The organism is Loktanella sp. 3ANDIMAR09 (genome assembly GCF_001420005.1).
Taxonomy (GTDB): Bacteria; Pseudomonadota; Alphaproteobacteria; order Rhodobacterales; family Rhodobacteraceae; genus Loktanella.
The window spans coordinates 1-22,031 of the sequence record NZ_LJAK01000015.1; the positions used below are offsets into that span (position 1 = coordinate 1).

At 61.7% G+C, this 22,031-nt stretch carries 23 protein-coding genes and 1 tRNA gene; 17 read left to right on the forward strand and 7 right to left on the reverse strand.

Features of this window, described 5'->3' with window-relative positions; all coding sequences use genetic code 11:
• Positions 1–99: 99 nt before the first annotated feature.
• Positions 100–176, reverse strand: a tRNA-Ile gene (locus AN189_RS16405).
• A 40-nt stretch (positions 177–216) separates the two neighbouring features.
• The gene (locus AN189_RS16410) at positions 217–492 is read right to left on the reverse strand and encodes a hypothetical protein (RefSeq protein WP_056038440.1); all 276 of its coding nucleotides are present in this window, start codon (positions 490–492) and stop codon (positions 217–219) included.
• A gap of 139 nt (positions 493–631) precedes the next feature.
• Here AN189_RS16410 and purM point away from each other — a divergent pair, with 139 nt between their 5' ends.
• The 4 genes from purM to AN189_RS16430 all read left to right on the forward strand — a co-directional run bounded on the left by purM (position 632) and on the right by AN189_RS16430 (position 3,961).
• Complete coding sequence (gene purM / locus AN189_RS16415; RefSeq protein ID WP_056038443.1) at positions 632–1,672, forward strand: phosphoribosylformylglycinamidine cyclo-ligase; 1,041 nt, start codon at positions 632–634, stop codon at positions 1,670–1,672.
• Positions 1,669–2,265: a phosphoribosylglycinamide formyltransferase gene (gene purN, locus AN189_RS16420; protein ID WP_083484467.1), complete on the forward strand. Its 597-nt coding sequence runs from the start codon at positions 1,669–1,671 to the stop codon at positions 2,263–2,265. The genes purM and purN overlap by 4 nt, the downstream gene beginning before the upstream one ends.
• Before the next feature lie 82 nt (positions 2,266–2,347).
• Positions 2,348–3,505, forward strand: a complete 1,158-nt coding sequence (gene rnd / locus AN189_RS16425) for a ribonuclease D (RefSeq protein ID WP_056038446.1) — start codon at positions 2,348–2,350, stop codon at positions 3,503–3,505.
• 51 nt (positions 3,506–3,556) lie between these two features.
• Positions 3,557–3,961: a SufE family protein gene (locus AN189_RS16430; protein WP_056038449.1), complete on the forward strand. Its 405-nt coding sequence runs from the start codon at positions 3,557–3,559 to the stop codon at positions 3,959–3,961.
• On the opposite strand, the gene AN189_RS16435 is transcribed toward AN189_RS16430, so the two are convergent.
• Positions 3,958–4,587: a DUF1638 domain-containing protein gene (locus tag AN189_RS16435; RefSeq protein WP_253279662.1), complete on the reverse strand. Its 630-nt coding sequence runs from the start codon at positions 4,585–4,587 to the stop codon at positions 3,958–3,960. The genes AN189_RS16430 and AN189_RS16435 overlap by 4 nt on opposite strands.
• A gap of 236 nt (positions 4,588–4,823) precedes the next feature.
• Positions 4,824–5,525, reverse strand: a complete 702-nt coding sequence (locus AN189_RS16440; protein WP_056038451.1) for a B12-binding domain-containing protein — start codon at positions 5,523–5,525, stop codon at positions 4,824–4,826.
• Positions 5,526–5,668: 143 nt separating this feature from the next.
• Here AN189_RS16440 and AN189_RS16445 point away from each other — a divergent pair, with 143 nt between their 5' ends.
• Complete coding sequence (locus AN189_RS16445) at positions 5,669–6,751, forward strand: PA0069 family radical SAM protein (protein WP_056038454.1); 1,083 nt, start codon at positions 5,669–5,671, stop codon at positions 6,749–6,751.
• 22 nt (positions 6,752–6,773) lie between these two features.
• Positions 6,774–7,376 (forward strand): bifunctional 2-polyprenyl-6-hydroxyphenol methylase/3-demethylubiquinol 3-O-methyltransferase UbiG, encoded by a 603-nt coding sequence (locus AN189_RS16450; RefSeq protein ID WP_253279660.1) that lies wholly within the window; start codon positions 6,774–6,776, stop codon positions 7,374–7,376.
• On the opposite strand, the gene bmt is transcribed toward AN189_RS16450, so the two are convergent.
• Positions 7,370–8,383 (reverse strand): betaine--homocysteine S-methyltransferase, encoded by a 1,014-nt coding sequence (gene bmt, locus AN189_RS16455; RefSeq protein ID WP_056038457.1) that lies wholly within the window; start codon positions 8,381–8,383, stop codon positions 7,370–7,372. The two genes, AN189_RS16450 and bmt, sit on opposite strands and share 7 nt — an antisense overlap.
• Positions 8,384–8,472: 89 nt before the next feature.
• Positions 8,473–8,790, reverse strand: a complete 318-nt coding sequence (locus tag AN189_RS16460) for a DUF1476 domain-containing protein (protein ID WP_056038460.1) — start codon at positions 8,788–8,790, stop codon at positions 8,473–8,475.
• A 132-nt stretch (positions 8,791–8,922) separates the two neighbouring features.
• On the opposite strand from AN189_RS16460, the gene purC reads away from it, so the two are divergent.
• The 8 genes from purC to AN189_RS16500 all read left to right on the forward strand — a co-directional run bounded on the left by purC (position 8,923) and on the right by AN189_RS16500 (position 18,173).
• Positions 8,923–9,684, forward strand: a complete 762-nt coding sequence (gene purC / locus AN189_RS16465) for a phosphoribosylaminoimidazolesuccinocarboxamide synthase (protein WP_056038463.1) — start codon at positions 8,923–8,925, stop codon at positions 9,682–9,684.
• A 10-nt stretch (positions 9,685–9,694) separates the two neighbouring features.
• Entirely contained in the window at positions 9,695–9,925 is a 231-nt protein-coding gene (purS, locus tag AN189_RS16470; protein ID WP_056038467.1) for a phosphoribosylformylglycinamidine synthase subunit PurS, read from the forward strand.
• Complete coding sequence (locus tag AN189_RS16475) at positions 9,925–10,455, forward strand: hypothetical protein (protein WP_056038470.1); 531 nt, start codon at positions 9,925–9,927, stop codon at positions 10,453–10,455. The genes purS and AN189_RS16475 overlap by 1 nt, the downstream gene beginning before the upstream one ends.
• The gene (gene purQ, locus AN189_RS16480; protein WP_056038473.1) at positions 10,452–11,117 is read left to right on the forward strand and encodes a phosphoribosylformylglycinamidine synthase subunit PurQ; all 666 of its coding nucleotides are present in this window, start codon (positions 10,452–10,454) and stop codon (positions 11,115–11,117) included. The genes AN189_RS16475 and purQ overlap by 4 nt, the downstream gene beginning before the upstream one ends.
• Before the next feature lie 43 nt (positions 11,118–11,160).
• A complete protein-coding gene (locus AN189_RS16485; RefSeq protein ID WP_056038475.1) occupies positions 11,161–12,915 on the forward strand; it encodes an ATP-binding protein in 1,755 nt (584 codons plus the stop codon).
• Between the two features lie 10 nt (positions 12,916–12,925).
• The gene (locus AN189_RS16490) at positions 12,926–14,266 is read left to right on the forward strand and encodes a sigma-54 dependent transcriptional regulator (RefSeq protein ID WP_056038479.1); all 1,341 of its coding nucleotides are present in this window, start codon (positions 12,926–12,928) and stop codon (positions 14,264–14,266) included.
• 74 nt (positions 14,267–14,340) lie between these two features.
• A complete protein-coding gene (locus AN189_RS16495; RefSeq protein ID WP_056038481.1) occupies positions 14,341–14,976 on the forward strand; it encodes a hypothetical protein in 636 nt (211 codons plus the stop codon).
• A gap of 407 nt (positions 14,977–15,383) precedes the next feature.
• Positions 15,384–18,173: a ribonuclease E/G gene (locus AN189_RS16500; RefSeq protein WP_056038620.1), complete on the forward strand. Its 2,790-nt coding sequence runs from the start codon at positions 15,384–15,386 to the stop codon at positions 18,171–18,173.
• A gap of 56 nt (positions 18,174–18,229) precedes the next feature.
• Here AN189_RS16500 and AN189_RS16505 read toward each other — a convergent pair whose 3' ends face one another.
• A complete protein-coding gene (locus tag AN189_RS16505; protein WP_056038484.1) occupies positions 18,230–18,457 on the reverse strand; it encodes a sulfurtransferase TusA family protein in 228 nt (75 codons plus the stop codon).
• A 93-nt stretch (positions 18,458–18,550) separates the two neighbouring features.
• On the opposite strand from AN189_RS16505, the gene AN189_RS16510 reads away from it, so the two are divergent.
• The 3 genes from AN189_RS16510 to AN189_RS16520 all read left to right on the forward strand — a co-directional run bounded on the left by AN189_RS16510 (position 18,551) and on the right by AN189_RS16520 (position 21,949).
• Positions 18,551–19,306 carry a cytochrome c biogenesis CcdA family protein gene (locus tag AN189_RS16510; protein ID WP_056038623.1) on the forward strand — a complete coding sequence of 252 codons (756 nt, stop codon included), beginning with the start codon at positions 18,551–18,553 and terminating at the stop codon, positions 19,304–19,306.
• Between the two features lie 61 nt (positions 19,307–19,367).
• Positions 19,368–20,594: a hypothetical protein gene (locus AN189_RS16515; protein ID WP_056038626.1), complete on the forward strand. Its 1,227-nt coding sequence runs from the start codon at positions 19,368–19,370 to the stop codon at positions 20,592–20,594.
• A complete protein-coding gene (locus AN189_RS16520; protein WP_056038488.1) occupies positions 20,591–21,949 on the forward strand; it encodes a cytochrome P450 in 1,359 nt (452 codons plus the stop codon). The genes AN189_RS16515 and AN189_RS16520 overlap by 4 nt, the downstream gene beginning before the upstream one ends.
• Positions 21,950–22,031: the final 82 nt, after the last annotated feature.

Below are 22,031 nucleotides of genomic sequence, written 5' to 3' on the forward strand. Positions count from 1 at the left end.
TCCTCTACGGACCGCCATTTCCAACATTGATCCGCACATTGTTTCCCTCACACTTGATCAGTGGGATGCGCGAAAAACTGCGATCAGCGGTATGGATTTTGGTAGGCCCGGCAGGACTTGAACCCGCAACCAAAGCGTTATGAGCGCTCTGCTCTAACCAATTGAGCTACAGGCCCGCTGCAGTCTGAATAATCATTCAGACGAGGCGGTCAAGCGTCAGTTCTGGACAGGCGTGCCGATCAGCATCATTGACAGCAACGCGATCATTTCGCGCTCCCGATCCGTCACCACACTTGGGTCGCCATCCAGATCGGCGAGCGCGTGAATGTCATCCAACGTTGTCGGCGCGTCCGAGTAGGACACGGTCTGTGCCACGTCGATATAGGGACCGTCAGCCACATCCTGCGCGGCCACAAGCGGAACAACCTCTGCCGCGGCGGGGGATGCGAAAACGGCAAATGCCGTAGCGATGGATGCAAAGAATTTATTCATGACAGGGATAGAACACCGCCGCGGGTAAAAGGTTTCCTAATGCATGGCAGGAATCCGCTTATTGGCAGGCACGTCATGCTGCGTTGCACAGGCAGGCATCTTCGGTTACCTCGCAGGCAGAATTTGATGGGGGCGATCCATGACCAAAAACGGGCTGACATACGCACAGGCTGGCGTTGATATCGATGCAGGCAACGCATTGGTCGAACGGATCAAACCGGCGGCCAAGCGGACGCAACGGTCCGGTTCGATGGCCGGGCTTGGCGGTTTCGGTGCCTTGTTCGATCTCAAGGGTGCTGGTTATGACGATCCGATCCTGGTTGCGGCCACTGATGGTGTCGGCACGAAACTGCGGATTGCCATCGACACCGGCAATCTGGACACCATCGGCATCGACCTGGTGGCGATGTGCGTCAACGATCTGGTCTGCCAAGGGGCAGAACCACTGTTTTTCCTGGATTATTTTGCCACGGGCAAGCTGGATCTGGACGCAGCCACCCGTATCATCAACGGCATCGCGCAGGGGTGCGAGCTGTCGGGTTGCGCGCTGATCGGCGGCGAGACGGCGGAAATGCCGGGGATGTATCACGGTGGTGATTTCGATCTGGCGGGTTTCAGCGTCGGGGCCATGGAACGCGGGGCCGACCTGCCTGCAGGCGTGACCGATGGCGATGTGCTGCTGGGTCTGGGCAGTGACGGCGTGCATTCCAATGGCTATTCGCTGGTGCGCCGGATCGTGGAACACGCAGGGCTGGCATGGTCTGACGATTCCCCCTTTGGAGAGGGCGATCTGGGGGCGGCATTGCTTGCACCGACCCGGCTCTATGTGAAACCGGCCTTGGCCGCGATCCGCGCGGGTGGCGTGCATGCGCTGGCGCATATCACGGGGGGCGGCCTGACCGAAAACCTGCCGCGCGTGCTGCCCGATGATCTGGGCGCACAGATCGACCTTGGATCCTGGACGCTGCCACCGGTGTTTGACTGGTTGGCGCGCACCGGCGGCATCGAAACGTCCGAGATGCTCAAGACATTCAACGCGGGCATCGGCATGGTGCTGGTCGTTGACGCGGCCCGCGCCGAGGCGCTGGAATCGCTGCTGGTCGAACAGGGCGAACGTGTGCACCGTCTGGGACATGTGACCCCCGGCGCGGGTGTCCGCTACACCGGGACGCTTGCGTGACACGCGTTGCCCTGCTGATTTCGGGCGGCGGATCAAACATGGTCGCCCTCGCGCGCGACATGACGGGCGATCATCCGGGGCGCGCGAAACTGGTTTTGTCGAATGTTCCGCAGGCGGGTGGATTGCTCAAGGCGAGCGCACTGCGCATTCCCACGGCAGTCGTGGATCATCGCGATCACGACGGGCGTCTGCCATTCGAGGCCGCAATCAACGCAGAACTGGAATCTGCCCGGATCGACCTGATCTGTCTGGCGGGTTTCATGCGGATCCTGACACCGGAATTCACCCATCGCTGGGCCGGCAAGATGCTGAACATCCACCCCTCGCTGCTGCCCAAATACAAGGGCCTGCACACCCATAAGCGCGCGATCGAGGCCGGCGACACCGAACATGGTGCCAGCGTCCACATGGTCACGGGCGATCTGGATGATGGTCCCGTTCTGGGCCAGGCCGTGTTGAGCGTGCGTTCTGACGATACACCCGCAACCCTGGCCGAGCGGGTCCTGCCGCTGGAACATCGTTTGTATCCGGCGGTGCTGCGTCGGTTCCTGGCGGGGGATAGCACACCGGTGACGATCGACGCGCGGGATTGACCCCGCTTTCCGAATCGTTGGCGATCCCTTAGGCAGGTGCAACAGTATTTTGCGCCGCAAGGCCGAACAGCCACGAGGCGCCATGCAGACCATCACGACGACGACGGAACTCGCCACCTTTTGTGCAGAGGCGGCCAAGCGCCCCTATGTGACCGTCGATACGGAATTTTTGCGCGAACGCACGTATTATTCGAAACTGTGCCTTGTGCAGCTGGCCTACCGTGATGCGGCGGGCGAGGATGCGGTTCTGGTCGATCCACTGGTCGACGGGCTTTCGCTGGAACCGCTGTACGACCTGTTTCGTGATCCCGGTGTGGTCAAGGTGTTCCATGCGGCACGTCAGGATCTGGAAATCTTTTGGGTCGATGCGCAGCTGATTCCAGCGCCGCTGTTCGACACGCAGGTCGCGGCGATGGTCTGCGGCTATGGCGATCAGGCCGGATATGAAACGCTTGTGCGCAAGATTTCCAAGGCACAGCTGGACAAATCCAGCCGGTTTACCGACTGGTCGCGCCGCCCGCTGACGGATGCACAAAAAACCTATGCCTTGGGCGACGTGACCTACCTGCGCGAAATCTACGAGGTGTTGTCGGACCGGTTGCGCAGCACCGGGCGGGAAAAGTGGGTCCAAGAGGAAATGGCGGTTCTGAACGATCCGGCCACCTACCAGACAAACCCCGATGATGCCTGGCAGCGGGTCAAGACGCGCACGACGTCCGGCCGTTTTTTGGCAATCGTCCGCGAACTGGCCCGGTTCCGCGAGGAATACGCCCAGACCCGCGACATCCCACGCAACAGGGTGTTCAAGGACGATGTGCTTGTCGAACTGGCATCCACCAAACCGACCGACGAAAAGGACCTGTCGCGGTCCCGCCTTCTGCAACGCGAGGCCCGCAAGGGTGACATCGCCGCGGGTATCCTGGCAGCCGTCAAGGCAGGGTTGGCCCTGTCCAACGACAGGTTGCCGAAACCGCCCGCCGGGACCGAACGGTTGCAGGTGAACCCGGCGATTGCGGATATGCTGCGGGTGCTGCTCAAGGCCAAGTCCGAACAGGCCGACGTCGCGCAAAAGCTGATTGCGAATGCAGCCGACCTTGATGCGCTGGCGGCCGGTCAACGCGATCTGCCCGCGCTGAGGGGCTGGCGCAAAGAGGTTTTCGGTCGTGATGCAATCCTGCTGACCGAAGGCAAGGTCGCGCTGGCAGTCGATGGCGCGCAAGTGGTCACAGTGCCGCGCTAGACCTTTGGTGCCGCGTTCCCTAGATGGGGAGCAACGGACAAGGAGAAGACAATGGCCACCGAACAATTCGAAGACCTCGTTGATACCTTTGCCTTTCTTGACGATTGGGAAGACCGCTATCGCCACGTGATCGACATGGGCAAGGCCATGCCGCCGCTGGAAGACGCGCTCAAGGTACCGGCAACCAAGGTGGACGGCTGCGCAAGCCAGGTCTGGCTTGTGCCCGCACCCGAGGGTGGCACATTTCATTTTCGCGGTGACAGTGATGCGATGATCGTGCGCGGGCTGATTGCCGTGTTGGGTGCGCTTTACGACGGTGTCCCGCTGAACGATCTGCACAGCATTGATGCGCGGGCGGAACTGGGCCGTCTGGGGTTGAACGATCACCTGTCCGCGCAACGGTCCAACGGGTTGCGCGCGATGGTGGAACGGATTCGCGAAACGCCCGTCGGCTAGGCTTGCGCCAAGGCTGTTGCCAGATCGCCGTAGCCCGTGAACCGCCGCTCGAACATCAGGCCCATCCGCGCGGCGATATGTTCCGCACGACGGGTCAGCTCGGTGTCATCGGTCTGCGCAAGGTAGACCAGGGTTTCGTAATTGCCGAAATACATGTCCAGCAGGCCGGGATTTCGGTCCAGGCCCAGCGGTTTCCAGACAAAGGCATCGAATTGCCGCGTCAGGAAATCGGTCAGGTAAAACGCCGTGATTTCGTCGGCATGTTCCGCAAATCGCGTGTTTCCTTCGAAAAAGCTGTAGCAATGGGGCCCTGCGATCATGCGCACGCCCAGCGCATCGCACGCGGCCTGCAATTGTCCGCCCGTGCCGCAATCGGCGTAGACCACGAAAATCCGGTCGTAATCGGCCTGCCGCGCCGCGACGATGTCCTGCACCGCAGGCACGATCCGTTCGGGGTGATTATGCCAGATCGCAGGCAGGCATTGCAGATCCAGGTGATCCCAGCCGTTCATGCGCCGCAATGCGATGATTTCATGGGCCAGCGCGCCGCAGGCCAACAACAGCACTCGACCGGCGCCCGACGGCGCAAGCCCCGCGACGGTCAGATCGGTATCGCGCAGTGTCACCCGGATCGGCGGGTCAATACTGTCAGAATCAACGCAACCGTAGACAGGGCCGGCAACAAGGCCCAACCCGTCGAAAAATTGGCGATCCACACTGTCAGGCCCGCCAAGGCGATAACGACTACGATCAGAATGGCGAAACGTTGTAGGGGCACGGCAATCCTCGGATAGCTGTTGCTTCATCAGTGAAGACAAAAACAACACCTGTCTAGCCTAGGTTGCACATATGATAATGCAGTTTAGGACAGGCTCGCTTGATTGTGTTTACGCGCCATGAACGTCTTGGCCGTCTCGACCGCGACAGCTGCATCACGACAATAGGCGTCGGCACCGATGGCCTTGCCGAACTCTTCGTTCAGGGGGGCACCGCCGACCAGCACGATGTAATCGTCGCGCATGCCTTTTTCGACCATCGTGTCGATCACGACCTTCATGTAGGGCATTGTCGTTGTCAGAAGGGCGGACATGCCCAGGATGTCGGCACCTTCGGCCTCCAACGCTTCGATATATGCCTCAACCGCGTTGTTGATCCCAAGGTCGACAACCTCGAACCCGGCACCTTCCATCATCATGCCGACAAGGTTCTTGCCGATGTCGTGGATGTCGCCCTTGACGGTGCCAATCACCATCTTGCCCACACGCGGTGCGCCGGTTTCGGCCAGCAGCGGTTTGAGGATGGCCATACCGCCCTTCATCGCGTTGGCGGCAAGAAGAACCTCTGGCACGAACAGGATCCCATCACGGAAATCGGCCCCGACGATGGTCATGCCGCCGACCAGTGCCTCGGTCAGGATCTGGTAGGGTTGCCAGCCACGATCCAGCAGGATCGTTACACCTTCTTCGATCTCTTCTTTCATGCCGTCATAGAGGTCGTCGAACATCTGCGCGACAAGGTCTTCGTCGTTGAGTTCGGCAAGGATGATGTCGTCGTCTTCTGACATGGAAGCAATCCCTATGGGCAGTTGATCTGTCTTTGCCTGTATCTATGGCGCGTCATCCGGACTGTCACGGGGTGAATTACGACATATCAGGGGTTTGCGCCGACGCAGTTGCGCGTGTTCTGTATTTGTTCTATGCGTGAGCAATGGATTTGCCGTCATCACCGCCACGACAGCGCACACCCGGACGGGCGGCGCTGTCCAATCCCGACAACCGTTTTGACCGGATCACGGCAGAGGGTGTCGATGACGGCTGGCACATGGATGACGACCTGCCGGTTCTGCGCACATCCGTCACGGACGAGGTGCCGCGCAGCGTCATCACGCGCAACACCTCGCCGGACATCAGCTTTGACCGGTCGATCAATCCGTATCGGGGCTGCGAACACGGCTGCATTTACTGTTTTGCGCGACCCAGTCACGCCTATCTGGGCCTGTCACCGGGACTGGATTTCGAAACACGGCTGATTGCGCGCCCCGATGCGCCGGCCCTTCTGGCAAAGGAATTGCGGGCCCGGGCCTATGTGCCGCAGACCATCGCGATCGGGACGAACACCGACCCGTATCAGCCCATTGAACGCGATCGCGGAATCATGCGGCAGATCTTGCAGGTCTTGTCCGATTTCAATCACCCCGTGGGCATCGTGACCAAGGGGGCGTTGATCAGTCGCGACATCGACATTCTTGCCCCGATGGCGGCCAAGGGGCTGGCGCGGGTCGGAATTTCGATCACGACACTCGACAATGCCACCAGCCGCGCGATGGAACCGCGCGTGCCGCTGCCGGCGGCGCGGTTGCGCGCGATCCGGCAGTTGACCGACGCCGGGATTGACGTGCGCGTCATGGTATCGCCCATCGTGCCCGCGCTGACCGATCACGAAATGGAACGTATCCTTGCGGCGGCGGCAGATGCCGGGGCGGTTGCTGCCAATTCCATCGTATTGCGTCTGCCGCGCGAGGTGTCGGGCCTGTTTCGTGACTGGGTGGAACAGACCTATCCTGACCGGGCGGCGCGGATCATGGCACGCGTGCGCGAGCTTCATGGCGGGCAGGATTACGACCCGGCGTTCGGCACGCGGATGACCGGGCAGGGCGAATGGGCCCGTTTGATCCGGCAACGTTTTGATCTGGCCGCGCGTCGTCTGGGGCTGGCGCGGCATCTGCCACCACTGCGCTGCGACCTGTTTGCGGTGCCGCCACAGTCGGGCGATCAGCTATCGCTATTTTGACGGTCCCGGCTATGCTGCAGGCATGAGCGAGATCTGGACACAGCGTTACGACCGGCCCGACTATCTGTTCGGGATGGAACCCACGGAATTTCTGGTCACGGCAACCCACCATGTGCCGCCGACAAATGCGCTGTGTGTTGCGGACGGCGAGGGGCGGCATTCGGCCTACCTCGCACAGCGCGGGTTTGATGTGACAGCCTTTGACCCCGCACCGACGGCGCTGCAAAAGGCACGTCGTCTGGACGTGGCAAAGGGTGTCACCGTCGCGCGGCATCAGGCCAGTCTGGATGATTGGGACTGGACGCAGCCCTATGGCGCCGTGGTGGCGATGTTCATCCAGTTCCAGGGACCTGAGGCACGTTTGCCCACGTTTGAACGTCTGCGGCAGGCCACCCGGCCCGGCGGCCACGTGATCCTGCAAGGGTTCGCGCCGCGGCAGGTCGATTACGGCACGGGTGGCCCATCTGATCGCGAAAACATGTACACGACCGAATTTCTGGAACAGCAGTTCGGCGGCTGGACGCTGCACCACCTGCGCGACCATGATGCACCCGTCGCGTCAGGACCGGGCCACGATGGTATCGCGGCCCTGGTCGAATTGATTGCGCAAAAACCGGATCAGTGACGGCGGCGGCCACGACGTTCCGCGCGCACCGGACCGTTGCCGTCGGTGCCGTCACTCTCGGATGAAAACGCACCCAGTGCAGTCGTGATATCGTCCAGCGACGGGCGGTCGCCCTTGGGCCGGGTTTCCAGTGCCTCGCGCATGGCGCGCAGATGTTCGGGCGTCGTCCCACAGCACCCGCCGATGATGCGCGCACCACAGTTGCGGGCCAGTTCGGCGTAGTCGGCCATCAGTTCCGGCGTGCCGTCATAGTGGATATGGCCGTCGTGATATTTCGGGATGCCTGCGTTGCCCTTGGAAATCAGCGGCTGGCCGGGGTCCGCGTCCGCCATGCCCAGGATCGTGCGCAAGAGGTCAGAGGCACCCGTGCCGCAGTTGGCACCGAATCCCTGCGGCTGGTAATCCAGCTTGGCCACGGATTTCACCATGTCGCGGCTGGTCACACCCATCATCGTGCGGCCTGCGGTGTCGAAACTCATGGTGCCGCACCAGGGCATTCCGGCCAGGCGAAACGCCTCGGCGGCGGCCTTGTATTCCTCGAATGCGGAAATGGTTTCCACCCACAGCACATCGGCGCCACCGGCCTTCAGGCCTTCGGCCTGTTCGTGAAACATCTCGACGGCCAGTTCATGGGTCAGCGTACCCATCGGCGCCATGATGTCGCCGGTCGGGCCAACCGATCCGGCCACGATGATCGTGCGGTCCGATTTATCGGCCACGTTGCGACCGATCTCTGCGGCGGCGCGGTTCAGTTCCAGCACACGGTCCTGCGCGTCGTGCAGTTTCAACCGGCTGGCGTTGCCACCAAAGCTGTTGGTCAGGAACAGGTCGGACCCTGCGTCCACGGCCCCCTGATACAGCGCCGTGATGCGGTCGGGATGTTCCACGTTCCACATTTCCGGCGCGTCGCCGGACGACAGCCCCATGTTGAACAGATTGGTGCCCGTCGCCCCGTCGGCGAGGATCCAGTCACGCTGCGCAAGCAGATCGGCAAAAGCGGTGGTCATGGTCGTTCCCTTCAATGCAAAAGGGGCACCGGCGTGTGACCGATGCCCCGTTGGCGGTGTTGTATCCGGCACGCGCCGGGGCGGCAATATCAGCCTTGCTCGTCCAGCAGCTGCGCCTTGGCGGTGGCGGTCAGTTCGGCCATTTTCGCGCGGATTTCGGCATCGCTTGTGTCGTCGCTCAGGTCGGCGCGCACCTTGCGGAACACATCCTCGTCGCCGGCTTCTTCGAAATCGGCCTTGATGACCTCCTTGGCATAGGCCTCGGCGTCATCGCCGGATTTGCCCATCAGGTCAGCGGCCCACAAACCCAGCAGTTTGTTGCGGCGCGCCTCGGCCTTGAACTGCATTTCGGCGTCATGGGCGAATTTGTTCTCGAACGCGTTTTCGCGATCTTTCATGCTGGCCATCGGTCAAACCCCTGTTTTGTGTTGGCATCGATATAGATATGCGGCCCGACATGCTTGCCCGCAAGGGGGCGGTGTCGTAAGACGCGGCAAAGCGGGCCGTCGTTGTGGCACGCATTATACTGCGGGGCACTCATGGCACGTCGTAAACTGGTCTACGAAGGCAAGGCGAAAATTCTGTACGAAGGCCCCGAGCCGGGCACATTCGTGCAGTATTTCAAGGACGATGCCACCGCCGGAAACGGTGCCAAAAAGGACGTGATCGAGGGCAAGGGCGTGTTGAACAACCGCCTGTCCGAATTCTTTATGACCGGTTTGGCGAATATCGGCATTCCGACCCATTTCATCCGCCGCCTGAACATGCGCGAACAGCTGATCCGTCAGGTCGAGATCATCCCGCTCGAAGTGATCGTGCGCAATTTTGCCGCCGGGTCCATGGCCAAGCGTCTGGGCCTGGAAGAAGGCGCTCCACTGCCGCGTCCGATCGTGGAATTCAGCTACAAGGACGACAAGCTGGGCGATCCGCTGGTGCCCGAGGAATACATCATCGCCTTTGGCTGGGCATCGCAGCAGGACATGGACGACATCGTCAGCATGGCCCTGCGGGTAAACGACTATCTGTCAGGTGTCATGTATGGCGTCGGCATCAAGCTGGTGGATTTCAAGATCGAGATCGGTCGCATCTGGGACAATGACTTCATGCGTCTGGTCGTGGCGGATGAAATCAGCCCTGACAGCTGCCGCCTGTGGGATATCGAATCCGGCCAGAAACTGGACAAGGACGTGTTCCGTCAGGACCTGGGGTCGCTCTCTGATGCCTACACAGAGGTGGCGCGCCGCCTGGGCGTGTTGCCCAGCAACGTGACCCATCGCCCCAAGCCGACACTGATCAACTAAGGAATCGCTCATGCTGGCCAAAGTCTATGTGACGCTGAAAAATGGTGTTCTCGATCCGCAGGGCGAGGCCATCCGCCACGCGCTGGGATCGCTTGGGTTTGACGGCGTGAACGGCGTGCGTCAGGGCAAGGTCATCGAGCTGGATCTGGCAGATGGCACCACCGAGGCGCAGATCACCGACATGTGCGAACGTCTGCTGGCCAACACCGTGATCGAATCCTACAGGATCGAAATCGCCTGATGCGCATCGCCGTCGACATGGACGAGGTGATCGCCGACACCCATGCGGCGCAACGCGCGGCCTATGCGCAGGCGGGATTCACCGCGACCGACGCCGATCTGCATGGCAAACGTCTGCGCGATCTGGCCTCGCCGGATGCTGTGCAGCAGGTCCAGTTGCAGATGTCCGAGGGCACGTTTTTCGCAAACCTCGATGTCATCGCGGGTGCCGTCGATGCGATGGCGGACCTCTATGCCAGGCACGAGGTGTTCATCGCCACGGCTGCGATGGATTACCCCGCATCCTGCGCGCACAAGATCGCCTGGCTTGCCCGGCATTTCCCGTTCATCGCCAAGGACAGGATCGTGCTGTGCGGTGACAAGAGCATCATTAACGCAGACGTGCTGATCGACGATCACAGCCGTCATTTCACGCATTTCGCAGGGCAGGGTGTCCTGTTCGACGCGCTGCACAACAAGACGACCGATTGGCCGCACCGGCTGACGGGTTGGGCCGATGTCCATACCACGCTTGAAAGGATCGCCAGATGAAGGCCGCCGTTCTCGTTTTTCCCGGGTCCAACTGTGACCGCGACATGGCCGAGGCGCTGCGCGCCGCGGGGGCCGATGTGCGCATGGTCTGGCACAAGGATGCCGATATCGGCGATGTCGATCTGGTTGCCGTGCCGGGCGGATTTTCGTTCGGTGACTACCTGCGCTGTGGTGCGATTGCCGCACAATCCCCGGTCTGCGCGGCACTGCGCGCCCATGTGGAACGCGGCGGCTATGCCTTGGGGGTCTGCAACGGATTTCAGGTGCTGACCGAAACCGGTCTGTTGCCCGGTGCGCTGATGCGCAACGGTGGCCTGACGTTCGTGTGCAAATCCACGCCCCTGCGCGTGGCCACGACCGACAGCGCATTTACCGAAGGATATGCCGCCGGCGAGACCATCGCATTGCCCGTCGCACATCACGACGGCAATTATTTTGCCGATGCCGATACGCTGGCGATGCTTGCGGATCAGGACAGGATCGCATTCACCTACGCCGACAATTTCAACGGCAGCCGCAATGACATCGCCGGGATCCTGTCTGAAAACCGGCGCGTGCTGGGCATGATGCCCCACCCCGAACGGGCCGTGGATGCCGCAACCGGCAGCACGCAGGGCATGGCGCTGTTCAGGGGCCTTGTGCGGCAACTTGCCGACGCCTGAGCGTCCGCTTGCCGCATGGCGGCGCGCGACATATTTAAGCGTCATGGAAAACGTGACCATTCCGGCCGTCCGGACGGCGCTGAACCGCTGGCGTCTGCGTCTTGCGGTCATCGCCCTGTGCCTGCTGGGCGCTGGCACGATCTATGTCACGAACATCCTGCTGACAGAACGGTTCACGGAATCGACGCGGAACCGGGCCGAGGTGCGTCTGACGCTGTTTGTTGCCAACCTGATGAGCGAGCTACAGCGCAATTCCATCGTACCACAGCTGCTTGCGCGGGATCCCGCCCTGATCACGGCGCTGGAAAACGGTGACTTTTCGCTCTCAACCCAGCGCCTGCTGTCTTTTGTCGATGAAATCGGTGCGGCGTCGCTGATGCTGCTGGACCGTGACGGGCGTGTCGTTGCGGCCACCGATCGCAACCGTCTGGGCGAAAGTTTCCGGTCAGCCCCGCAGTTCGTCAACGCGATGCGCAGCAATACCACCGTGTTCACCCGGGGCGAGACAGCACAGGGCGGTTTCAATTTCATCTATTCGCGCAGGCTGGACAACAACGGGTCCAATCTGGGTGCGATCCTCGTGGCTGTTGATCTGGCCAAGATCGAACGCGGTTGGGTCGGTGTGTCGGATGCCGTCTATGTCGCCGACAGCGAGGGGCGGATCATCCTGTCGACCGAACCGCGCTGGCGCGGCCAGGAAGAATCGGTCGCCCTTGCCATTGAACCTGCATCGGGTGCCATTGAGCGTGCCTTGCGTGCGACCGAGGAATGGACCGAACTGCCGATTGACGCCTATTTCAGGGGCGAGGCGGTGTTGCGCCGCGAGGCGCGCGTGCCGTTCCAGGGCTGGCGCATGGTCAGTTTCACCAGCTATGCCAGCGTGCGCGAACGGGTGAACGGTGTTCTGGCGCTCGAGGTGATGGGATTTGCGATCCTGCTGGCGCTGTTGTTCTGGTATGCCTCGCGCAGGGCCGCGACGCGGGTGGCGGTCTATGAACAGGAATCCAACGAATTGCGCGCCCTCAACGCAGCACTTCAGCGTGAAATCGCGGCCCGCAAACAGATGGAACGCAGTCTTCAGGTGGCGGAACAGACGGTCGAACAGACCTCGAAACTGGCGGCCTTGGGCGAAATGTCGGCGGCTGTCAGCCACGAATTGAACCAGCCGCTGGCGGCCATGAAAACCTATCTGGCAGGGGCGCGGCTGTTGTTGCAACGCAAACGCCCCGAGGAAACGCTGTCGTCATTCCAGCGCATTGACGACTTGATTGACCGTATGGGCGCGATCACGCGGCAGCTGAAGTCCTATGCCCGCAAGGGGTCCGACGCGTTCGAGGCGGTCGATGCGCGTGCCGCGGTGTCATCTGCCCTGTCGCTGATGGAACCCCAGCTCAAGACGCGCGACGTGGAAATCAGCCGCACGCTTCCCAGTGCACCCGCGCTGATCTACGGGGACCGGTTGCGGCTGGAACAGGTCATCATCAACCTGTTGCGCAACGCGCTCGACGCCACCAAGACGGCCGAGAATCCGCGCATCGACGTGATCCTCGCCGTGGGTGAAACGGTGACCCTGACGGTGCGGGACAACGGGACGGGGATCGAGGATCTCGATGAACTGTTCGAACCATTTTACACAACCAAGCAGGCTGGCGACGGTGTCGGCCTCGGACTTGCGATTTCTTCGGGGATCGTCAACGACCTCGGGGGGCGCATGATCGCGCGCAACGGGGCACAGGGTGGCGCTGTTTTCGAAGTGCAGTTGCCGCTGCTCAAGTCGGCCCTCAAGGCCGCAGAATAAGGACTGCAAGATGAACAAGGCCATGAAAATCGCGATTGTCGACGACGAAAAGGACATGCGTCAGTCGATCAGCCAGTGGCTGGCCCTGTCCGGGTTCGAGACAGAAGCCTATGCCAGCGCAGAGGATGCGCTGAGTGCGCTGACATCCGACTTTCCGGGGATCGTCGTCAGCGATGTGAAAATGCCCGGTATGGACGGCATGCAGTTCCTGAAGAAATTGCGCGGGGTCGATTCCGCGCTGCCGGTTATCATGATCACCGGCCACGGTGATGTGCCGATGGCGGTCGAGGCGATGCGCGTGGGTGCATTCGATTTTCTGGAAAAACCGTTCAATCCCGACCGGATGACCGAACTGGCCAAGAAGGCGTGCAATGTCCGCCGCCTGACTCTGGACAACCGCGCCCTTCGCAAGGAATTGTCCGACGGCACATCCTTGATGAAAAAGCTGGTCGGGTCCTCTGACGCGATGGAACGTCTCAAGGAGGACATTCTGGATCTGGGTCAGGCCGACGGGCATGTCCTGATCGAGGGCGAAACCGGCACCGGCAAGACGCTGGTGGCCCACGCGCTGCATGCGGTCGGTGCCCGGTCCGCCCGCAAGTTCGTCCTGATTTCCTGCTCTGCACTGGACGAGGACAGCCTGAACCGAAGGCTGTTTGGCCCCGCAGCCGAGGGCGAGCCGATCCCCGCCATGGAAGAGGCGCGCGGCGGCACGCTGGTGCTGGAGGATATCGAGGCACTGACCCATGCGCAGCAATCGCGTCTGCTGACGGCGATCAACGAACAGGGCACGCCCGCGGAAACCCGTCTGGTCGCCATCTGCAACCTGCAGGAACAGGACAAGACCTGCGAAAGCGTGCTTCGCCCGGACCTGTATTACCGGATTTCGGCAATGCGGATCGTGGTGCCGCCGCTGCGCCAGCGCGGCGAGGATATCCTGACGCTGTTCACCCATCTGTCCGAACAATTCGCCGAAGAATACGGCTGCGAGGCACCGCAGGTCAGCGCCCAGGAGGCCGCACAGCTGTTGCAGGCACCCTGGCCGGGCAACGTGCGGCAGTTGATCAATGTGGCCGAACGGGCCGTGCTGCAAAATCGTCGCGGGTCGGGGTCCATCGCATCGCTGTTGATGACCGACGGGGACGACGACGACGGCAACCGCCCGGCGATGACGACCGAAGGCAAGCCCCTCAAGGAATTCGTCGAAGCCTTTGAACGCATGCTGATCGACAATACCATGCGCCGCCACAAGGGCAGTATCGTCGCGGTCATGGAAGAGCTATGCCTGCCGCGCCGGACCTTGAACGAAAAAATGGCCAAGTATCAATTGCAACGGTCGGATTATATCTGAACGCGCGTTGCAACCGGGTCTTGATCGGCGTTGGCGTCCTTGCTTAATGGACCCAACGACGACAGGAGCACGCCATGCATCGCAGCCTCGCTTTGATTTTCTGCCTGACCGCATTCGCGGGTTGTGGCGGCGACAGCACGGAATTTGCGGACCGCTTTGCAATTGACCAGACGACGGCGACCGCTGCCGCAGATGATGCAGAGGATGAGGCAGCCCCGCTTGTGCAGCAGACCGATGCCACACGGATCGTGTTGGTGAACGGCACCCCGCGTCCGGCCAATCGCCAGTTTCCGCAAGGCACCGATGCGAGTCAGCTGCGCAGCTTTTCCGCGCCGGCAGGCACGTTTGATCCCATCGACACGAGTGTGCCCGGATCAGCCAGCTATTCCGGCACCTATTTTGCGGACAAGATCGAGAATATCGACAACGCCGACCCCACGCGCTGGGTTTTCACCAAGGCAGAAGGCGCCGTCGTAATCGACGTGGACCTGAACAGCGGACAAATCAGCGGCCGGTCCTCTGACAATCGGCTGGTCATCGGGCGCGCCGCAAGCCCCATCAACGGGGGCATCGTGGAAGGCGCGGTGGAGTTTGACGGTCTGGTCGGGCCGTTTGACGGAACCGTGACAGCCAGCGCGATTCAGGCCGATTTTGCCGGTGAAAACGCTGACACGGCCGTTATGGGCCGTTTTGCTGCCACCGCACCCTGAGGCAGGCCAATCCCTGAAACGGCGCTGCAACTGACGATCATACACTTTGTCGTTGTCTTATGGCCGCCCGCACCCTTATGTATGGCATACGGGTTGTTGCCATGACGCTTTGCGCAAAGGCCCGGTGAGATTCTCTGTGGGCGGCAGGATGCCACCGCAGCTGATTTGATCCCGCAAACGGATCAGAAAAATGCCCGTTGTCGGTCCCACGGACCTGACCGGGTGACCTGAACAGGCCCCCCGGGGTCGGAGAAAAACCGCGATGCAACGCGCTAGTGAAAACAGACCGCTTGATGACACCCTCTGGGGTGCAGCGGTCGGCACTGCGCGGCACGCCCTTTACAGACATGACATCCTGACAGCCGCCCCACCGGGGTCGGGCATCGGGTGTGATGCGAATGGATACAATGCCAAAGAAAATGCTGATCGACGCCACGCACGCGGAAGAAACCCGCGTCGTCGTGGTGGATGGAAACAAAGTCGAGGAATTTGATTTCGAGAGCCAGTTCAAGCGACAGCTTGCTGGGAACATCTATCTGGCCAAGGTGACACGGGTTGAACCGTCCTTGCAGGCTGCGTTTGTGGATTACGGTGGCAATCGCCACGGATTCCTCGCGTTCTCGGAAATCCACGCGGATTATTATCAGATCCCCATCGCGGACCGTCAGGCCCTGATGGAAGAAGAGCGTGCCTACGCCGAAAGCCAGAAAGCCGCCGAAGAAGAAGAGGAAGCGCCCAAGCCGCGCCGCCGCCGGTCGCGCCGGTCCGCCGCCGAAGACGTGGCAAACGATGATGCCGTCGCGGTCGAGGATGTCGAAATCGCCGGTATGGAAACCATCGATCTGGACGACGAAGAGGGGTCCAGCCCGATGGAACGTGGCCGCGAAACGCCCCTGGAAACGCCCGCCTCCGATGAGGACATCGACGACGAGAACGGCCATGACGACGAAGACGATGGCCCTGATGCCGCCGACAAGGACGACCAGATCGAACAGATCGCGGATGACGACCACGAGGATGTGCGTCCGGTCCGCAAACCGCGTCCCAAGCGCTACAAGATCCAGGAAGTCATCAAGGTCCGCCAGATCCTGCTGGTACAGGTCGTCAAGGAAGAGCGCGGCAACAAGGGTGCTGCACTGACCACCTACCTGTCGCTGGCGGGGCGTTACTGCGTGCTGATGCCCAACACCGCACGCGGTGGTGGCATTTCGCGCAAGATCACCAATGCAGCCGACCGCAAGAAGCTGAAGGAAATCGCGAATGAAATGCAGGTGCCGCAGGGCGCTGGCCTGATCATCCGCACCGCCGGCAGCCAACGCACCCGCACCGAGATCAAGCGCGACTACGAATACCTGCAGCGCATGTGGGAACAGATTCGCGAGCTGACGCTGAAATCCACCGCACCGGCCAAGATCTATGAAGAAGGCGACCTGATCAAACGCACGATCCGCGATCTTTATTCCAAGGAGATCGACGAGGTCATCGTGGCCGGTAACGACGGCTATCGCACGGCCAAGGACTTCATGAAGATGATCATGCCGTCCCATGCGAAAAACGTGAAACTCTACGCCGAACAGATGCCGCTTTATGCGCGCTATCAGGTCGAAAGCTACCTTGCGGGCATGTTCAGCCCCACGGTGCAGCTGCCGTCGGGTGGTTACATCGTGATCGGTATCACCGAGGCGCTGGTGGCGATCGACGTCAACTCTGGCCGGGCGACCAAGGAAGGGTCGATCGAACAGACCGCGCTGAAAACCAACCTGGAGGCCGCGGACGAGGTGGCGCGCCAGTTGCGACTGCGTGACCTTGCGGGCCTGATCGTGATCGATTTCATCGACATGGACGAACGCCGCAACAATGCGGCCGTGGAAAAACGGTTCAAGGACCGTCTGAAAAACGACCGGGCGCGTATTCAGGTCGGCCGGATTTCGGGCTTTGGCCTGATGGAAATGTCACGTCAGCGCCTGCGCCCCGGCATGCTGGAGGCCACGACCCAACCTTGTGTCCATTGCCACGGCACGGGCCTGTTGCGGTCTGACGACAACGTCGCATTGAACATCATTCGCCAGCTCGAAGAAGAGGGCGTGCGCGGCCGCAGCAAAGAGGTTCTGGTGCGGGCACCCGTGTCCATTGCCAACTTCCTCATGAATGGCAAACGCGAACATATCGCCGCGATCGAGGGGCGTTATGGCATGGCGGTGCGGGTCGAATGTGACCTGAAACTGGTGTCGCCCGAATTCGCGATCGACAAGTTCAAGAGTGCGACGCGCGTCGTCCCCGAGGCCGGAACCTTTATTCAGGCCGAATCCGCGATGATCGAGGACGAAGACGAGGATATCGTCGAGGAAACACCCGAAGAGGACGAGGCAGAGGCCACGCCGACACAGGCAACGCCCGAGGATGGTGAAGGCCAGCCCCGCAAGAAGCGTCGCCGTCGCCGTCGGCGCAAGGGCGTTCAGGGAGGTGATGACCGTCAGGATCAGGACGAGAACGGCACCTCTGCTGACGAGGGCGACAGTGACGCCGCTGACAAGGCTGCGGATCAGCCCGAAACAGAAGACGCCACTGCCGACAAGCCCAAGCGTACCCGGACGCGCAGCCGCCGCCGCAAGGCCGACGACGCGGATGCACCAGCCGATGCCGTCGCAGCGGATGCACCGCAAACGGACGCAGAGGCCACCACCCCCGAGGCGGAAGAGGCACCCAAGAAGCGGACGCGCAGCCGGCGCAAACCCGCAGCAAAGGTGACCGAGGCTACTGATGCAACGGATGCTGCGGCAGCAGAGGCACCAGCCGAAGCCGCCCCAACCAATGACGCCGAAGCCCCGGCTGAAAAGCCAAAGCCCAAGCGTCGCAGCCGCGCCAAAAAGGTCGATCCGGTCGTGGCACCTGCGGATGCAGTCGCAGCAGAGGCCGAAGCAGAGGTGTCGGCACCCGTGTCAGAGGCCTCCGCGCCGGACGATGCGGCAACCCCTGACGCATCGGCAGAGGCGGCCGAAGCAGCCCCCGAAACCAAGAGTGTTACAGATGTGCCCGTGGTGCAGCCTGTGTCCGAAACCACGGCAGAGCCGGAACCCGAACCCGAGGCCACACCACAGGCGGAACCTGTGCAGGCCGAGGCAGAGGCCGATACGGCTGACGAGAGAGGCGAAGAAAAAAAGCCCCGTCGCAAGGGCTGGTGGTCACTGGGCCGCTAGGGCCGGATCACGATGCACGAGACAAGAGGCGGGCCAGATGGCCCGCCTTTTTCGTGTCAGCCCTTGGCGATGTAGTAGGTCTGCACGGGGCCGTCATCCTCTGACCCGATCAGGCGATGGCCTGCCTCGGCGCAGAAATGCGGGACATCCACCACCGCCGCCGGATCATCGGCGCGGACGCGCAGGACCTGTCCGGATTGCAGCGGTTGCAGACGCTTGCGCGCCTTGAGAACGGGCAGGGGACAAAGCAGTCCCACAGCATCAAGATCGGCATCATATTCCATGACAATTGGGTATTGCGGATGTTGCAGGTTGTAAACGGTCTCGTGACGCGGGCAGGGCGTGACGCGGCCGTTGTTCCGGGTTACATCCATGCCATGATCGAACCGTTGACCCTGCTAGACGCGAGCCTGCTGCCTGCAATCCTGATTGCGGTGACTGCGGGTCTTTTGTCATTCCTCAGTCCTTGTGTGCTGCCCATCGTCCCACCGTATCTGGCCTATATGGGCGGTGTCAGCGTCACGGACCTCGATGAAACCGCGGCCGCGCGACGCAAGGTGATGATCGCTGCGGCAATGTTCGTGCTGGGCCTGTCGACGGTCTTTTTGCTGCTCGGGATGGCGTTTTCGACGCTGGGGCGCGCCTTGCTGCAATGGCAGGGATGGTTCGTGCCGATCGCGGGGATCGTGGTGATGATCTTTGGCGCGCATTTCATCGGCGTGTTCCGCATCGGGTTTCTGGACCGCGAGGCGCGGATGGACACGGGCAGTCAGGGCGGCAGCGCGCTTGGCGCCTATGTTCTGGGTCTGGCCTTTGCCTTTGGCTGGACACCCTGTCTGGGCCCCATTCTGGGTACGATCCTTGGCCTTGCGGCATCAGAGGCGAGCACCAGCCGTGGCACGGTGTTGCTGGCGGCCTATGCGGCAGGGCTTGGGATTCCGTTTTTGCTGGTGGCCGCGTTCTTTCCTCGGCTCAAGGGGCCGATGGCCTGGATGAAGCGTCACATGGACCGCATCGAACGCACATCGGGTCTGCTATTGTGGACCGTCGGGTTGATGATGGTGACGGGGCAATTCACGGCATTCAGTTTCTGGTTGCTGGAACGTTTCCCCGCGCTCGCCGCGATCGGGTGATTTTTCTTAATTTCGCCGCCATTGCGTGTCACACTTGCGCAAACAGCGACGGGCATCGTCCATGACACAGGCAGATCGACAAGTTCGGACGCGCCGGGTTTTCTACATTCCCGGCTATGACCCGATCCATGCCCGACGCTACCGCGAGCTGTATCGCACCGAAGGGCGCGCGCAGGCGGACATCAGCGGCTATGATCTGACGCTCAGTCCCAAACCCAAGGGCAAGACCTATGGCTGGCGCGTGGCCGCCCGGATCGAGGGCGCCGACGTCAGCGCCGAGGTAGACGTGCTGGTATGGTCGGACATCGTGCGCGACAGCATGTCGAACACGATCCCCGCGACCTACGCGCAATTGGTGCGCACGGCCTGGACCTATATTGCCAGCGGCGCATTGGGACGATTGATGAAACTGCGCAAGGGGCCGGTGATTGCGGCCCTGTATCCCGTCGGGATGCTGCTGCTGCAACTGCTTATCGCGCTTGGCCTTGGTGCGCTGGCCGGCTGGCTTGCGGCCCTCGTTCTGCCCTTGGGACGCGGCTGGGACACCATGACAGGCTTTGCCGTGCTGACGGTGGTGACGGCCTTGATCCTGCGCTGGTTCAAGTCGCGTGACGGCAGGCTCTTTGCCTATTATCTGATGCACGACTACAGCTATTCCGCCCGCTGGGGCGGCGCAAATCCCGCACCGCTTGAAACCCGGATGGCCAAATTTGCCGACATTATCGCGCAGGCGCTGACGGATGATGTGGACGAGGTGCTTGTCGTCGGCCATTCGTCGGGCGCACATCTGGGCGTGTCGATCCTGGCCGATCTGATCCATGACGGACGCGTGCCCGCACGCGGTCCGGTCCTGTCGTTTCTGACCCTGGGACAGGTGGTCCCCATGGTCAGTTTTCTGCCCGATGCACATCGGCTGCGGGCCGATCTGCAATTCCTGAGCGAGCAGGACGTCGCTTGGGTCGATGTGACGGCGCCGGGGGACGGTTGCGCATTCGCGCTGTGCGATCCTGTGGCCGTATCGGGGGTCGCCACGCCGGCGCAACGCTGGCCGCTTGTGATTTCCGCAGCCTTTACCCAGACCCTGTCAGAGGCCCGCTGGGCCGAACTGCGCTGGCAATTCTTTCGGCTGCATTTTCAATATCTCTGCGCCTTTGACCGGCCTGGCGACTATGATTATTTCCGCATCACCGCCGGGCCGCAGACGCTGGGTGCCCGGTTTCGGGGGCGCAATCCGTCGGCCTCGCGGATGACGCAATCCGTGTCGAAATACACGTCAATCGCGGCATGACCCAGCCGGTCAAACCTGCCAGCCGCCCGGACAAGGTATCGCTGTGGCGCTACATGCGTCTGTTCCGCGCCGATATCCTGTCGGCCCAGCCTGCCAAATTGTATCGCGCCTGGATGGCCGAATTTCGCACGCCGTTTTTCCGCAGCTACATGATCAACGATCCCGCGCTGATTGATCTGGTCCTCAGGGAACGTCCTGACGATTTTCCAAAATCAGAACGGATCGGCGCAGGTCTGCGGCCGCTGTTGGGAAATTCGGTGTTCCTGACCAACGGAGCGACCTGGAAACGGCAACGCCGGATCATTGATCCCGCATTCGAAGGCGGGCGCCTGCGCGACAGTTTTGCCGCGATGCATGCCGCGGGGCAGGCCGCCGTCGCACGTCTGGCACCGCTGGCCGACGGTCGGCCACAGGACATCGAACCTGAAACCAGCCACGCGGCGGCTGACGTCATTTTTCGGACGTTGTTTTCGATTCCGATCGACGACCAGGTCGCGACAGAAGTCTTTGACGAGTTTCGCCGCTATCAACGCAGCCAGCCGATCCTGAACCTTGCGGCCTTTGTTCCCGGTCCACTCTGGATGCCACGGTTCTTCAAGTCGGACACGCGGCGCACGGCGCAGCGGATCAGGGCGTTGATTACCGGGCTTACGCAGGACCGGCTGAGTGCGATTGCCGCGGGCCATGCGCCTGATGATCTGGCGACCAAGATCATGACGACCGCTGACCCCGAAACCGGCGAAACCTTTGATCTGGATGAAATGGTGGATCAGGTCGCGATCTTTTTCCTGGCCGGACATGAAACGTCGGCCGCGGCGCTGGCCTGGACCCTGTATCTGCTGGCGTTGAACCCCGACTGGCAGGACCGGGTCGCCACCGAGGCGCGGACCTGGGATGGCAGTTTTTCATCCCTATCGTCCCTGCGCGATACCCGTGACGTTTTCCGAGAGGCGCTTCGCCTCTACCCGCCAGTGCCGATGATGGTGCGCCAGACAACAACGCCAGAGGTGTTTCGGGACCGCCCCGTGCGGCCCGGTTCGCAGGTGGTCCTGTCACCGTGGCACCTGCACCGTCAGACACGGATCTGGGACCGCCCCGATGATTTCGATCCGGCCCGCTGGCAGACCAAGGACGGCAAAGCGCAACAGCGACTGGCCTATATGCCGTTTTCCGCAGGACCCCGTGTCTGCACGGGTGCGGGTTTTGCCATGCTCGAAGGTGTTGTCATTCTGGCGCAACTGCTGCGCGCCTATCGCTTTGACCTTGTCCCGGATCGTCTGCCCGTGCCGGTCGCGCATCTGACGGTCAGGACCCGTTCAGGCATGTGGCTGCGAATCACGCAACGCAGTGATTGATCGCAGGCGGGCGACAATCTGCGGGCAGGGGGCGCATTGCCACCGATCCGTGACCAGCGATAGGACGAAATTGCATAAATCG